Raw genomic sequence first — 14,652 nt, forward strand, 5'->3', positions numbered from 1 at the left:
TCCTCCCGTTGTCTGCTGGTGCCGCGGCGTCCGCCGCTACTTCGACGCGCCGCCGGAACGTGCCGGCGGAGCCCCGGACGGCTTGCCCGCCGGGGCGGTGGCCTTGCTGTCCCTGCCGATGGCGATGCCGTTGCCCTGGACGGAGCCGCCGACGAAGGTCCCGCTGTTGTTGAACACGTTGGTGACCTTCTGCTCGAACTCCGCGATGTCGTACCCCGCGTTCCACAGCGCCTGACGGACCCCGCCCGCGATCCGGTCCTGTACCGACTTCAGGTAGCGGGCGATGTCCATCTCCTGGAAGAGGGTCGCCCGGTCGTCCGCGCCCAGTTCCCGCACGGAGGCGCCGGGCCCGTCCGGCAGCGTGTCCGCGTGGACGCCGGTGAGCTGGCGCCACTGCTGGGCGACGGCGCTGACCAGGACACGCAGGGCCTCTCCGGTGGTGGCCGGGACGCTCAGCAGCGCGAAGACGTAGCGGCCGAACCCGCCGCGGTGCAGATGCTCGTGCGCCATCCTGTCGGCGGTCGCGAACAGCGGGTCGACCGGCGGCAGTACGTGCGGCGCGACCTCCAGCATCAGCATCCCGCCCTGCGTGTGGACCCGGACGAACACGGTGACGACGATCTCCTCGTCCCAGCCGCCGACCCGGACGCGCAGGAAGTGCCGCCGCTGTTCGCCGCCCTCCTCGACGGCGTCGGCGCGGTGCATCGCGTACGTCTCCGGCGTGTACGGGAAGGCCATCCGGCTCGGCAGCCCTTCGGCGGGCAGGAACACGCACTCGTCCACGACGAGTTCGCGCAGCCGGTCGATCACCACGTCGGCCGCCTGCCCGGAGGTGCGGGCCGACGGCTCGCGCAGTTCCTCGAGCAGCGGTCGGATCTTCTGCAGGACCGTGTCGTTGTCGAGCGGCTCCGCGGGCACGGGCGGCGCCCCGGGCTTGGTGAGGGCGTCGATCGGCGAGTCGCCGTCACGCGTGTCGCGGGGGCGCAGCTCGATCGAGAGGGACCACGGTTCGAACGGCACGCCCGCGCCGCGGAACGGATCGGACTTCGCGTAGAGGATCAGCGGCGCGTGCTGCTCCTGGCGGATACGGCGGCTCAGTTCACGGAATCGCGGCCCGGTCGCGGCCTCGGCCGGGTCGCCGGCGACGTCCGGGAAACGCTCCTTGGACAGCTCGCCCGCGATGGTGCGCGCGAACAGACCGCGCTGCCCCACGCTGAGCAGGGCGAGCAGCAGCGGCAGGGCCAGCAGACAGGCCGCGGTGAAGCGGTTGAGATCCGCGAAGTCGCCGGCCAGCAGGTCCAGGACGCCGAAGTCGCCGCTGTCCGACGAGTCGAGGAAACCGTCACCGGAAGCGCCGAAGGAGCCGGAGACGCTCCCGTCGGACGCGGCCTCCTCGGCGCCGGCGACCAGCACCAGGACGAGAAGGCCGTACAGGCGGAACAGGGCGATACGCCCGTACCAGCGCAGTGTGAAGGCGACGAGGCGGCGGATCAGGGCGAACTGCTGCGGAAGCTGCCTGTCGACGGCACGGCTGCCGCCCAGCCGGCGGCCCAGCGCGATCAGGAGGATCGGAAGGACCACCATCACGATCAGCCACTTGGTGAGGACCGCCGCGACCACCCACAGGCCGGCCATGCCGGCCGCCCAGGCCACTTCCTGACGGCGGGCACGCAGGGCGTGTGCGAGGACCCGGGCCGCGTCGAAACCGTAGGAGGGGGCGGCGAACCGCTCGCGGTGCACATACAGCTCGTCGATCACCGCGTCCCGGTAGCCGACGTGCAGATACGTCCCCGCGCACAGCAGCCGGCACGCCTCGCTCCGCGCCGGATCGACCGGACGGCGTTCTCCGGTTCTCGGCTCCGGCGCCCGCTGGGGCGGGAGCTGCGGCTGGGTCATGGATCGTCCCCCCGACACACAAGCGGTCGTTGCAGTCCGTGAATCCATGGCCATGGATCAACTGCGGTGAGGCGCAAGGGAGTTGACCAGGCCAGGATCGACCAGCATAGGACACCGCTGTGACACCAGTCACCTGAAGCCGACGTCCCACCCCCGGCCCTCACGTTTCCCGCGCAACCGCGAACGCACCGGTCCCCGGGCGGCTGTCGCCGCCCGGGGACCGGTGGTGGTGCGTCGGCTCGGACCCCTCGGGGTCGGACCGTCAGATCAGGCCGAGGGCGCGGACCGCCTCGCGCTCCTCCTCGAGCTCCTTGACGGAGGCGTCGATACGGGTGCGGGAGAACTCGTTGATCTCCAGACCCTGGACGATCTCGTACTTTCCGTCCTTCACGGTGACCGGGAAGGAGGAGATGAGGCCCTCGGGGACGCCGTAGGAGCCGTCCGACGGGATGCCCATGGAGACCCAGTCGCCCTCGGCGGTGCCGTTGACCCAGGAGTACACGTGGTCGATGGCGGCGTTGGCGGCGGAGGCGGCCGACGAGGCGCCACGGGCCTCGATGATCGCGGCACCGCGCTTGGCGACGGTCGGGATGAAGTCCTCGGCCAGCCACTTCTCGTCGTTGACGACCTCGGCGGCGTTCTTGCCGGCGATCGTGGCGTGGAAGATGTCCGGGTACTGGGTGGCGGAGTGGTTGCCCCAGATGGTCAGGCGCTTGATGTCGGCGACGGTCGAGCCCGTCTTCTTCGCGAGCTGGGTCAGCGCGCGGTTGTGGTCCAGACGGGTCATCGCGGTGAAGCGCTCGGCCGGCACGTCCGGGGCGGCGGCCTGGGCGATCAGCGCGTTGGTGTTCGCCGGGTTGCCGACGACCAGGATCCGGACGTCGTCCGCGGCGTGGTCGTTGATGGCCTTGCCCTGCGGCTTGAAGATGCCGCCGTTGGCCTCCAGGAGGTCACCGCGCTCCATGCCCTTGGTGCGGGGGCGGGCGCCCACGAGCAGACCGACGTTGGCGCCGTCGAAGGCGACGTTCGGGTCGTCGGTGATGTCGATGCCCTGGAGCAGCGGGAACGCGCAGTCGTCGAGCTCCATCGCGGTGCCCTCGGCGGCCTTCAGGGCCGGCGTGATCTCCAGGAGCCGCAGCTTGACCGGCACGTCCGCGCCGAGCAGCTGGCCTGAGGCGATGCGGAAGAGCAGGGCGTAACCGATCTGGCCGGCCGCGCCGGTGACGGTGACGTTCACGGGAGTGCGGGTCATGGCGTTCTCCGTAGGACAGCTGTCGGTGGGTCGTCCCCGCCCCGGGGTGCGGGACGTCAGGATGATCGATCTCTTGGCGTCGAGAGATCCACCGGTCAGGCTATCGCGCATCGGAGGGCGCGCACGGCCGGGTCCCTGTGGCCCGGCCCACAGAGTCACCGGTATGGCCAGGAAGGACCGTGCGGCCGGGGGAACGAGGAGGCGGCCACCGGTCCGGGAGAGCAGGACCTGGCGGCCGCCGGGTGGGGGTACCGATGCCGGACTCCCGTGGGGGTACCGTGCGCGTGCCCCGTAATCCGGCGCCCATTCCTGCCCCGCCGGATTTCTTCCGGGCCCCTTGTGCGGGCCGGGTCTCCGACGGGGCCGGGCGGCCCGCTACCGCGTGCAGCCGTCCTGTCCGGCGGGCAGCGTCACACAGGCGACGGCCTCGCCCGCGTCCTTCACCGCGACCATCGGCGTGTAGGCGATGGTGTCGCCGGCCTCCGTGATGGAGCCGGTTTCCTTGGCCTTGCCGACCGCCACCGAGACCTCGGCGCCCTGCGACGCCTGGGTGACCCGGCCCCACGCGGCGCCGCACGTCTCGCTGTAGCGCACCTCGACGACGGCCGTGCCGACGGTCGTGGTCTTCGCGGTGGTCACCAGGTCGCCGCTGCACCCCATCGCCTCGGCGTCCTTGCCGGTGCAGGAGTCGCCGCTGCACTTCACGCCGGGCGGCAGCTCGGGGTCGGTGGTGGCGCTCGGCGCGGGCGACTTGGCGACGCCGCCGTCCGGCTTACCGCCGCCCTCGGTGAGGTAGAACGCCAGGCCGATCACGACCAGTACGCCGACGACGCCCGCGAGGAACATCGTCAACCGTCGCTTGCCCGCGCCGGCGGGGGCGGGGGCCCGCCGGTCGACCCGGGGGCCCTGCGGCGGCTCGCCGAACGAACCCTGGGCTCCGGGCGGATAGGCCCCGGCCGGGGACGCGCCGGTCGGCGCGGGGCCCCGATAGCCCGCCACACCCCAGGAGTTGCCCCCGGAGGACTCGGCGTCCCGGACGTCCCCGGAGTCCCGCGCCGGGGCCGGACGGCCCGAGGAGTCCCGTACATCGGGGGCGGACGGCTGCACCGGGACCGAGGGGGCCACCCCGGCGGGACCGGCCACGCCGGGTGTCGCCGTGGCGCTGCCGCCCCGACGGGCGCCCCGGCTGGTCTTGGCGCCGCCCTTGGCGGCACTGGCCGGCGGCGGTCCGAACTCGCTCAGGGCCGCGCGGGCCTGAGAGATCCGGATCGCCTCCATGGTCATGTCGTGGCGCATCTCCGAACGGCTCCAGGCGCGTTCGGCCAGCTCCCACATCGTTGTCAGGTGCACCGGGTTGGTCCCGGTGACCTCGGCGAGCGCCACGATGGCGCCCTTGGGCGCGAGCAGCCGTCCGTTCAGATACCGCTCCCAGGACGTCTTGCTGTAGCCGGTGCGGTCGGCGAGCGCGGCGATGCTCAGACCACTGCGGTCCACGAGCCTGCGCAACTGGCTCGCGAACTCTCTGACCTGCGGATCCATCTCATCCGGCAAGTCCTTCCAACGAGGCATTGTCCCCCCTCTTCCCCCGGTTGGTGCTGGTGTTACTCGCGATTCCCCCGCGCGTGGTGCCCTCTGCCGAGTCCCCGGTGTGGCTACCCACAGGGATGCGCCCACTAAGGATCTCAGTTCCCGGGGTGGGGGCGCACGGGAGCATCGGGACCGTGAGCGTGCACCGTCGCACGCCCGGCCGGTCGCGTCCAGTGTTCCACCGGCTCCCCCGGCCGGCCCACGCAACCCTGGTAGTAAGCCCTTGCGGTACCGCGGAACGCCCCGGACCGTCCCGATCGACCACGCTAGCCCTCCGGTCGAACGGCTTTCTCGCACATGCGCGAACTTGTCAACACATCGCCACAGGGAACGCACAAAAACGATCACTGGGGTCGCACACGCAGCATTCGGACACACGCGCGGCCTCTCACCCCGGGCGGCCCGGCAGCGCGCCACCGCCCCTGCGGGCCGGCCGGGCTCAGCCGAACGCGAGGGCGCCGATCACGGCCGTCAGCGCCAGGACGGCGGCGAGGACGAGGGCGGTCGTCAGCAGGCGCCGGGAAGAGGAGGCGGGGGCCGGTGGGGGCGCGTCCCACCAGGGCAGGGTCGGCTCGTCCTCGTAGTCGTCGCCGGGGTCCGGCTCGGCGGCGGTCTGCGTGGGTGTCTTGGGGATTGGGGGCGCGGCGTCGTCCGGCTTCCTTGGGAGCGTCGGGGACGCGGCGTCGTCCGGCTTTCCCGGGAGCGGCGTCTGCTTCGGCCAGACCTTGACCGCCAGCTCCCAGCGCACGCCGAAGCGCTCGGCCTCCTCCGCCCCGGTCCCGGCGACCCGGCACAGCGCGACGACGGCCTGCCGGGGCGGCGGCTGGGTGGCGTTGAGGTACCGCTGCCAGGAGGACTTGCTGTACGCGGTGCGCGCGCCCAGCGCGACCAGGCTGAGGCCCGTGCGGTCCTTGAGCAGCCGCAACTGCTCCACGAAGTGCCGCACCTCGGGCGGCAGACCCTCGGGCAGTGGCTGCCACGCACCCATCACTCACCTCCGAACCAACTCGTTCGGGTGACGACGCGACGGCGCGCCTTGGTTCCCGGTGCGTGGGGCGTACCGGAACGGTCACTTCCGTGCCACAGCGCGCGGACAGCCGTTGAACAGGGACTCCGCCGTGCCCGAGGGTTGACGAACGACGGCGGCCCGTCCCTCTTCGGGGGAGGGGACGGGCCGTCGTCGTGCGCGAGGTCCCGGTCGTCGACTCAGTCGTGGACTCAGCCGTCGAATCAGTTGTCGACTCAGTTGTCGACTCAGTTGTCGACTCAGTTGTCGACTCAGTTGTCGACCGTGAAGTGCAGCGCGTCGTTCAGGAACGGGATGGTCAGCACCGGGTTCGGCTGGGCCATCAGCGCCAGCAGCACGATCGCGCCCCCCAGCACGCCGTACGTCACCATGTCGGTGAAACGGGAGCGGACCGCGAGCATGCCGACGCTCGGCAGGGCCCAGCGCAGCACCGCGCCCAGCAGCAGTGCGCTGCCGATCAGCAGCGTGCCGGCCCGGAACACGTCGAGCGCCGTCACGAGCAGCCCGACGGCGACCAGCCCGCAGACGACCAGCACCGGCCACTGCCGGGCCGGGGCGGGGGCGTCGCTGGGCGCCGCCCGCCCGCCGCCCTCCGGGCGGGCCGTGTCCTTGGTGAACAGCGGGAAGCGCCGGGTGGTCCGCCGGGGCGTGCCGTCCGCGTCCGGCGCGCTGATGGGATCCCGGACCTCGATGTCGTCCGCGCCGTCGGCGCCACCGTCAGCCGACACTGCGCTCCGCCGCCTCGACCACGTTGACCAGCAGCTGCGCCCGGGTCATCGGGCCCACGCCGCCGGGGTTCGGGGAGATCCAGCCGGCCACCTCGGCGACACCGGGGTGGACGTCGCCCACGATCTTGCCCTCGGCGCTGCGTGAGACACCGACGTCGAGGACGGCCGCGCCGGGCTTGACGTCCTCGGGGCGGATCAGATGGGCGGAGCCCGCGGCGGCGACGATGATGTCGGCGCGCTTGAGGTGGGACGACAGGTCGCGCGTCCCGGTGTGGCACTGGGTCACGGTGGCGTTCTCGCTGCGGCGGGTCAGCAGCAGCGGCATCGGGCGGCCGATGGTGACACCGCGGCCGACGACCACGACCTCGGCACCCTTGATCTCCACGCCGTAGCGGCGCAGCAGGGTGAGGACGCCGTTGGGGGTGCAGGGCAGCGGGGCGGGCTCGTTCAGGACGAGACGGCCCAGGTTCATCGGGTGCAGGCCGTCGGCGTCCTTGTCCGGGTCCATCAGCTCCAGGATGCGGTTCTCGTCGATGCCCTTGGGCAGCGGGAGCTGCACGATGTAGCCGGTGCAGGCCGGGTCCTCGTTGAGCTCGCGGACGACCGCCTCGATCTCCTCCTGCGTGGCGGTGGCGGGCAGTTCGCGCTGGATGGAGGCGATGCCCACCTGTGCGCAGTCGCGGTGCTTTCCGGCGACGTACTTCTGGCTGCCGGGGTCGTCCCCGACCAGGATCGTGCCGAGGCCGGGCGTGACGCCCTTCTCCTTCAGCGCCGCCACGCGGGCGGTCAGATCGGACTTGATCGCGGCTGCGGTGGCCTTGCCATCGAGAATCTGGGCGGTCATGCCCCCCATCCTCCTTGATGACGCCCTTCCTCTTCCAATCCGGGTCGCATCCCGGTCGTATCCCGGTCCCCTCCGGGTCCTGGACAGGGCTTCCGGCGCATCTCCGGGCGTATGCGTTCATGATCAGCGATGTTGCACTTGCACAACACATAGGGAATGCGGCTGGACAAGTAAGAGCAGACTAAAGAACGATGTGACTGCAGTGCCGCGGGCAGTACCGGGGGGACGAACCGCATCAGTCACATCTCCTCCGCACCGTGCCGCGCGTCCCCGCACTCGGACAACGGAGGAAAGACCGCCATGAGTTTCGGCGACCCGAACAACCCGTACGGCCCGCCGCCCCAGGGCCAGCCCGGTTACCCGCCGCCGCCCCCGCAGGGACAGCCCGGTTACGGCTACCCGCAGGGCGCTCCCCAGCAGCCGCCCGCCTACGGCTACCCGCAGCAGGGCCAGCCGGCCTACCCCGGCTACCCGGGCGGACCCGCGATGCCCATGGAGATGCCGGGCCTGATGAAGACGGCCCGTGTGCTGCTCTTCATCCTCTCCGGCTTCCAGCTGCTGTTCGGCCTCATCGCCGGTGTCGCGGTCGGCGCGGCCCAGGACCTGTCCAACGGCGTCGGCTCCGGTGACAGCACCGACTCGCTGGCCGGTCTGGGCTTCCTGCTGGCGGGTCTCCTGCTGGCGCTCGGCGCGCTGTCGATCTTCCTGGGCGTGAAGTTCAAGAACGGCGGCAGCGGCATCCGCGTCACGACGATCGTGTACTCCGCGTTCATGATCCTCGGCGGCATCGTCAACATCACGAGTGGTGGCAACGGCTCCGCCACCTTCGGCGGTCTGATCTCGCTCGCCATCGCCGGTATCATCCTGACGTCGATGGTCAACAGCCAGGCGTCCGCCTGGTTCAACCGTCCGCGGTACTGAGCCGCGCCGCGCGCGCCATCACAGCCGAGGCCGTGTCCACCCGCACCGGGGGGCACGGCCTCGCTGTGTGACCGCCTCCTGCGTCACCCAGGCAATGAACACCTGTTCGGCATTGCCGGGTTGTCGCCCTGATCCTGTCAGTGCCTCCCGGCATGATGGTCATGCGGCTTGTGGCGCACGGGAGTTGGGGGAGGCATGTGCTCTCCCACGCCCCGCGTGCCGCACTTCACCGTCGAGCCGCGGTCCTGGTTTCCCGCATGGAAGGTTCACCTGTGAGAACGAACCGCATCGCCCTGGCCCTCGTAGCAAGCGCTCTCGCCCCGGCACTCCTCGCGGCCGCACCGGCCTCCGCCGCCGACGCGGCGCCGTCGTCGTCCGCCACCGTCACGGCGGCGGTCGCGACGGACGACCCCGGCACGCCGGTGGACGAGATGTCGGAGGAGGAGCTGCGCGCCGCCATCGCCGCCGTCCTGGCCGACCCGGACTCCGGCAGGGGCGTCGAGCGGGAGGCGAACGAGGCCCTCGGCGGCACCGTGGAGGACATGCGCGAGTTCCTCAGGACCGGCTACCGGCTCGCCCAGTACGAGGACGACAAGGTCGCCCTCTTCACCATCCTCGGCAAGCCCTACGCCGGAAAGCGCGTCAAGCAGGAGATCTACGCACTCCTCGACGCACCCACCCCCGAAAAGCTCCGCACCTGGCTCGAGTCCGGCTACCGCCTCGCCCAGTACGAGGACGACAAGGTCGCCGTCGTCACCATCCTCGGCAAGCCCTACGCCGGAAGGCGCGTGACGCAGGAGATCAACGCGCTCCTCGACGCACCCACCCCCGAAAAGCTCCGCACCTGGCTCGAGACCGGCTACCGCCTCGCCCAGGCCGAGGACGACCGCGTCGCCGTGGCCCGCATCCTCGCGGATCCGACGATCAGCGCCGCCCTGCGCGCGGCGGCCGAGGACGTCATCGACGGCACGCCGGAGGAGCTCCGGTACTTCCTGGAGACCGGGCAGTACGAGGTGGACAAGTAGGACGTCGTCCGCCCGGCCGACCGTATCGGGGGCCGGGCGGACGGACCCGTCAGTGGAAGAAGTGGCGCGTGCCGGTGAAGTACATCGTCACGCCGGCCTTCTTCGCGGCCTCCACGACCAGCTCGTCACGGACCGAACCCCCGGGCTGGACCACGGCCTTCACACCGGCCGCGGTGAGGATCTCCAGACCGTCCGGGAAGGGGAAGAACGCGTCGGACGCGGCGTACGAGCCCTGGGCGCGCTCGGCGCCGGCCCGCTCCACCGCGAGCTTCGCGGAGTCGACGCGGTTGACCTGGCCCATGCCGACGCCGACCGAGGCGCCGTCCTTGGCGAGCAGGATGGCGTTGGACTTCACGGCCCGGCACGCCTTCCAGGCGAAGGCGAGCTCGGCCAGCTCCTCGGCGGCGAGCGCCTCGCCGGTCGCCAGCGTCCAGTGCGCCGGGTCGTCGCCCTCGGCCTGCAGCCGGTCGGTGACCTGGAGGAGGGCGCCGCCGTCGATGGGCTTGAGCTCGACCGGGTTGGCGGGCGCGGCCGGAGCCTTGAGGACGCGGATGTTCTTCTTCTTGGCGAGGGCCTCGAGGGCGCCGTCCTCGTAGTCGGGCGCGACGATGACCTCGGTGAAGATCTCGGCGACCTGCTCGGCCATCTCCTTGGACACCGGCCGGTTCACGGCGATCACGCCGCCGAACGCGGACAGCGGGTCGCAGGCGTGGGCCTTGCGGTGGGCCTCGGCGACGTCCGCGCCGATCGCGATGCCGCACGGGTTGGCGTGCTTGATGATCGCGACGCAGGGCTCGGCGTGGTCGTACGCGGCACGGCGCGCGGCGTCCGTGTCGGTGTAGTTGTTGTACGACATCTCCTTGCCGTGCAGCTGCTCGGCCTTGGCCAGGCCCGCGCCCGTGCCGTCGACGTAGAGCGCGGCCGGCTGGTGCGGGTTCTCGCCGTACCGGAGGGTGTTCTCGCGCTCCCAGGTGGCACCCAGGAAGTCGGGGAACTGCGACTCGTCGACGGGGGCGTAGGAGGACGCGAACCAGCTGGCGACCGCCACGTCGTACGCGGCCGTGTGCTGGAACGCCTCGGCGGCGAGCCGCTTGCGGGTGGTGAGGTCGAAGCCGCCGCCCTGGACCGCGGCGAGGACGTCGCCGTAGCGGTCGGGGCTGGTGACGACGGCGACCGAGGGGTGGTTCTTGGCGGCCGCGCGCACCATCGAGGGACCGCCGATGTCGATCTGCTCGACGCACTCGTCGGGCGAGGCGCCGGAGGCCACGGTCTCGCGGAACGGGTAGAGGTTGACGACGACCAGGTCGAACGGCTCGACGCCCAGCTCGGCGAGCTGCTCGCGGTGGCTGTCCAGCCGCAGGTCGGCGAGGATGCCGGCGTGCACGCGCGGGTGCAGCGTCTTGACGCGGCCGTCCAGGCACTCGGGGAAGCCGGTGAGCTCCTCGACCTTGGTCACGGGGACACCGGCAGCGGCGATCCTCGCGGCCGTGGAGCCGGTGGAGACGAGCTCGACACCCGCCTCGTGCAGGCCGCGCGCGAGGTCTTCCAGACCGGTCTTGTCGTAGACGCTGACGAGCGCCCGTCGAATGGCCCGCTTGTTGCTCTCGGCGGTCACTGGATAACTACCTTTCGTCCCTCAATGCGATGGCCGTTGCGGGCGATCCGCCCCACGACCTCGACGAGCAGCCTTCGCTCGACTTCCTTGATGCGCTCGTGCAGAGCGCTCTCGTCGTCCTCGTCCCGGACCTCGACCACGCCCTGGGCGATGATCGGGCCGGTGTCGACGCCGTCGTCGACGAAGTGGACGGTGCAGCCGGTGACCCTGGCTCCGTACGCGAGGGCGTCGCGGACGCCGTGGGCGCCGGGAAAACTGGGCAGCAGGGCGGGGTGGGTGTTGATGAACCGGCCGCCGAAGCGGGCCAGGAACTCCTTGCCCACGATCTTCATGAAACCGGCGGAGACCACGAGGTCGGGCTCGTACGCGGCGACGGCCTCGGCGAGCGCGGCGTCCCACTCCTCGCGGCTGCCGTGGTCCTTCACCTTGCACACGAAGGTCGGCAGCCCGGCGCGCTCGGCGCGGGCGAGCCCCTCGATGCCCTCGCGGTCGGCGCCCACGGCCACGATCTCGGCGCCGTACGCCTCGGAACCGACGGCGGCGATCTCGTCGAGCAGCGCCTGGAGGTTGGTGCCGGATCCGGAGACCAGGACGACGAGGCGCTTGGCCACGGGCTTGGCGGCCACGATGAGCCCTTTCTCGGGGGTGCGTTCTGCGCGGCCGGCGGCACGACGAGCACCGCTTGTGCGTTCATACGAATGCGTCGCGCCCCGGGATACGGGGAAGTCTACGAAGCAGCCGACCGGCAGCAACGATACCGGCACCGGGGAGCGGCCCCCATGGGACGGGGGCCCGGCCGGGGGGTAGCGTCTGCTGGGGGCGGCTCGGGAACGCGGCCGGTGTCCGGTGCGTTCAGGAAGTGTCAGCTCAGACAGCTCACCAGCCCAGCAGCTCAGCAGCCGACCGGCCCGCGCGGCCGGACGGCCCGCCCGGACCCACCGTCCGTCCCGCCCATGTCCTGTCCAGTCAACTTCAGGGAAGACGCTCGATTTGATGCCGGACCGCAGCCTGCGACTCCTCACGCTCCCCTCGCATCCGGTGCAGGGAGGGGCGCACAGCGGCGTGCTGCTGCGGGAGCGCCCCTCCTCACCGCCCGACGCGCCCTCCGGCGGCCAGGGCGGCGACGAGCGGGGCGACGGCCGGAAGCAGGACGACAACCCCTTCGCCCCGCCCCCCGAGGGCACCCCGGACCGGCCCTGGCAGCCCCGACGCCCGGCGGGCGGGGACGACTCCCAGGGGTCCGGCGACGGCGGTGAGCCCCCGTGGGGCAGCCAGTGGAGCGACCGTCAGCCCGGCCGCTCGTCCGGCGGCTTCGGCGAGCGGCCCTCCCGCGGCGGCGGCCCCGAAGGCCCCGGCCAGGGCGGCGGCCCCGGCTCGGGCATGCGCTGGGACCCGACGGACCCGGCGCAGCGCCGCGCCCGCTACGCGCTGCTCTCCGGTATGTGGGCCTTCTTCTTCGCCCTGTTCAGCTGGCCGTACGTGGCCCTGCTCCTGGGCGCGCTGTCCCTGTACTGGGGGATCAGCAGCCTGCGCGCGAAGCCCCGCACTCCCGACCCGGACAGCCCGGCGCCCGCCAAGCCCGGTGGCCGCCCGCAGACGACCGCCGCGGTGAGCGGCCTGGTCACAGCGTCGCTCGCGCTCGCGGTGGTCGCCGCCGGGTTCACGGCGCAGATGGTCTACAGCGACTACTACACATGCCGCAGCGACGCGCTCACCAGTGAGGCGGAGCAGTCCTGCAAGCAGCTGCTGCCGGAGGAGCTGCGGGGGGTGCTGGGCAGCACGGAGTGACGGCGGGTCCGGCGCCCCTTGGGGGGCGGCTGTTCCGTCAGGGGGCGTCGGCGGCGGGCTGAGGGGGCGTGGGGGGCGTTTCGGGGGCGGTTTCGGCTGTGGGTTCCGGGGCGGTTTCGGTCTCGCTGGGGGCTGCGGGTGGGGCTTGTGCCTCCGGTTGTGTGTTCTCGTCCGGGTCCTGGGGCGCCTGGACCTCCCGGATGTCCGGGGTGTCCTGCATGGGGGCTGCTTCGGCGTCCGGCTCGTCGTGCGGTTCGTCGTCCGATGCGTTCGGTTCGTCGTCGTGGTCAGGCTGGGGCGCGTTCCGTGCGGGGCCGGTGGGCTGCTCGAAGTCGTCCGGCTCGAACGTCGTGTCGTGGTCGTACGCCCCGTACGGCACGTCCTCCACGAGGTCGTAGGCGTCACCCTCGTCGTCGCCGTCGTACTGCCGTGGCGCCGGCTGATCCTTCACCAGGGCGGTGAACGGCCCCTTCCGCGCACCGGCCGTCGCCGTCTCCGCCGGGCGCCCGGCCTTGGGTGCCTGTCCCGTGCGGGGCGGGCCGATCACCATGCCGCGCGGTTCCGTGGCCTGCCGTCCGGCGCGCCCGAGGCACCGCCAGCCGCGGACGACCACGGCCACCGGGACGCCGACCAGCGCGAACCACACCAGCGTCGCCGCGCCCGCCTGCCACCACACCGGGCCGAAGTCCGCCAGGGCGCCCCGGCCGAGCGGGCCGCCCGACAGCCCGGCCAGCACGGCGACCACGGACGCGCAGATGAGGGAGGCCAGCAGGGCGGCCGCGGCCGTCCGCAACGGGGACCAGGTCGGGGCGGCCGGCCCGGTGACCCGGTCACGCCGTGGGCCGGGATCGGAGGCACCCGATCCCCAGCGGGCGGCACCCCGGCCCAGCACCACGCCGGCCACCACCGGGACCGCTGCCACGGCCCACTGGAGCGGGCCGGCGATCCCCGTCGACGGCACCGCCTCCAGCAGCGGGAAGGACGGCAGGGGCGGCGGCGGTGCCGAGGTCAGCGGGGCCACCACATGCCCGGTGCCGAGCACGAAACCGGGGCCGAGGGCGTAGGACGCCGCCCACACGGCGGCGTTCGGCACCAGGGCGGCGCACAGCATGAGGACGCCGATCCGGCCCGACCAGCCCTGGGTCAGTCCGGCGAACGTCGCGCGGGTGTCCGCGCCGTGCCACACCAGGGAGACGGCCACCAGCAGCGCCCCGCCGCCGACGAGTGCCGCCGCGCCCGCCCCGGCCGCGCGGGCCGCCGCCGCCAGCCGGGCGGGCGTGTCCGGTCGCTGCGCGAGCCTCCGCGCGCGGCCCGGGAGCGCGCCGAGCAGCCCGTGCGCCGCCCCGGGCCGGCGCTCGCACGCCGTCCACACGCCCACCCCGGCGATCACCATCACGACGAGGGGGACGCACAGCACGGCCGACGGCCAGGACGGCTTCAGGACGCCGCCGGCCGCGTACAGCGCGGCCGCCGTCGCCACCCCGAGGTAGCCGAGGACGACCCCGGCCCAGGCCGTGGGCCCGGGCACCGGCGGGGCGCCGTCGCCGCCGTCCGCCGCCGCGTCGCGGGCCGCCCGGTGCACCAGGCAGACCGGCAGCACGAACAGCAGCAGCGGGGTGATCCCGACCGGTACGGAGGCGCCGGAGAGGGTGTCGGCGCGGACCAGCTCGGCGCCGTGCCCGAGCAGCCAGAGCACGGCGGCGATCCTGAGCGCGCCGCCGGGGCCGCTGTCGGGAAACGGCGAGATGACCCACAGCACCATCACCAGGACGACGAGCGCCCCGAGCCCGAGCGCCGCGGCGACCACCCCGTTGAGAAGGCTGGCGCTCAGCCCGGGTGTTCGGTGGCGCAGCCGCGTGAGCAGGGACGACAGAGGCGTTCGGCGAGCGGTCATCTCGATCACGCGGCCATGCTCCCAACGACACGCGCTCAACCCTCGCAACAGGCGAACCTCCGAAGTGTCGCCCAA

At 72.6% G+C, this 14,652-nt stretch carries 12 protein-coding genes; 3 read left to right on the plus strand and 9 right to left on the minus strand.

Features of this window, described 5'->3' with window-relative positions; all coding sequences use genetic code 11:
- Positions 1-36 precede the first annotated feature (36 nt).
- The 6 genes from KBY32_RS09300 to KBY32_RS09325 all read right to left on the minus strand — a co-directional run bounded on the left by KBY32_RS09300 (position 37) and on the right by KBY32_RS09325 (position 7,334).
- A complete protein-coding gene (locus KBY32_RS09300) occupies positions 37-1,896 on the minus strand; it encodes a hypothetical protein (protein ID WP_210979588.1) in 1,860 nt (619 codons plus the stop codon).
- A gap of 262 nt (positions 1,897-2,158) precedes the next feature.
- The gene (locus KBY32_RS09305; protein ID WP_115507664.1) at positions 2,159-3,148 is read right to left on the minus strand and encodes a malate dehydrogenase; all 990 of its coding nucleotides are present in this window, start codon (positions 3,146-3,148) and stop codon (positions 2,159-2,161) included.
- Positions 3,149-3,523: 375 nt separating this feature from the next.
- The gene (locus tag KBY32_RS09310; protein WP_210979589.1) at positions 3,524-4,717 is read right to left on the minus strand and encodes a DUF2690 domain-containing protein; all 1,194 of its coding nucleotides are present in this window, start codon (positions 4,715-4,717) and stop codon (positions 3,524-3,526) included.
- Between the two features lie 457 nt (positions 4,718-5,174).
- Positions 5,175-5,723, minus strand: coding sequence for a helix-turn-helix transcriptional regulator (locus KBY32_RS09315; RefSeq protein ID WP_210979590.1), 549 nt, complete (start codon positions 5,721-5,723; stop codon positions 5,175-5,177).
- A 290-nt stretch (positions 5,724-6,013) separates the two neighbouring features.
- Positions 6,014-6,490 carry a DUF3017 domain-containing protein gene (locus KBY32_RS09320; protein ID WP_115507667.1) on the minus strand — a complete coding sequence of 159 codons (477 nt, stop codon included), beginning with the start codon at positions 6,488-6,490 and terminating at the stop codon, positions 6,014-6,016.
- On the minus strand, positions 6,480-7,334 hold the full coding sequence (locus KBY32_RS09325; RefSeq protein ID WP_055625283.1) for a bifunctional methylenetetrahydrofolate dehydrogenase/methenyltetrahydrofolate cyclohydrolase: 855 nt from the start codon (positions 7,332-7,334) through the stop codon (positions 6,480-6,482). Before KBY32_RS09325 ends, KBY32_RS09320 begins: the two co-directional genes overlap by 11 nt.
- A gap of 300 nt (positions 7,335-7,634) precedes the next feature.
- Between KBY32_RS09325 and KBY32_RS09330 the strand changes: the two genes are divergently transcribed.
- The gene (locus KBY32_RS09330) at positions 7,635-8,255 is read left to right on the plus strand and encodes a hypothetical protein (protein ID WP_210979591.1); all 621 of its coding nucleotides are present in this window, start codon (positions 7,635-7,637) and stop codon (positions 8,253-8,255) included.
- Between the two features lie 272 nt (positions 8,256-8,527).
- A complete protein-coding gene (locus KBY32_RS09335) occupies positions 8,528-9,280 on the plus strand; it encodes an ALF repeat-containing protein (RefSeq protein WP_210979592.1) in 753 nt (250 codons plus the stop codon).
- Positions 9,281-9,329: 49 nt separating this feature from the next.
- Here the strand turns inward: KBY32_RS09335 and purH are convergent, their stop codons facing one another.
- Both purH and purN read right to left on the minus strand, forming a co-directional pair.
- Positions 9,330-10,895, minus strand: coding sequence for a bifunctional phosphoribosylaminoimidazolecarboxamide formyltransferase/IMP cyclohydrolase (gene purH, locus KBY32_RS09340; protein ID WP_210979593.1), 1,566 nt, complete (start codon positions 10,893-10,895; stop codon positions 9,330-9,332).
- Positions 10,892-11,521 (minus strand): phosphoribosylglycinamide formyltransferase, encoded by a 630-nt coding sequence (gene purN, locus KBY32_RS09345; protein WP_055625279.1) that lies wholly within the window; start codon positions 11,519-11,521, stop codon positions 10,892-10,894. The genes purH and purN overlap by 4 nt, the downstream gene beginning before the upstream one ends.
- Before the next feature lie 367 nt (positions 11,522-11,888).
- Between purN and KBY32_RS09350 the strand changes: the two genes are divergently transcribed.
- Positions 11,889-12,683, plus strand: coding sequence for a hypothetical protein (locus KBY32_RS09350; protein WP_210979594.1), 795 nt, complete (start codon positions 11,889-11,891; stop codon positions 12,681-12,683).
- Positions 12,684-12,720: 37 nt separating this feature from the next.
- Here KBY32_RS09350 and KBY32_RS09355 read toward each other — a convergent pair whose 3' ends face one another.
- Positions 12,721-14,577 carry a DUF6350 family protein gene (locus KBY32_RS09355; RefSeq protein ID WP_210979746.1) on the minus strand — a complete coding sequence of 619 codons (1,857 nt, stop codon included), beginning with the start codon at positions 14,575-14,577 and terminating at the stop codon, positions 12,721-12,723.
- Positions 14,578-14,652 lie beyond the last annotated feature (75 nt).

The organism is Streptomyces sp. RK62 (assembly GCF_018070255.1).
Taxonomy (GTDB): domain Bacteria; phylum Actinomycetota; class Actinomycetes; order Streptomycetales; family Streptomycetaceae; genus Streptomyces; species Streptomyces nigra.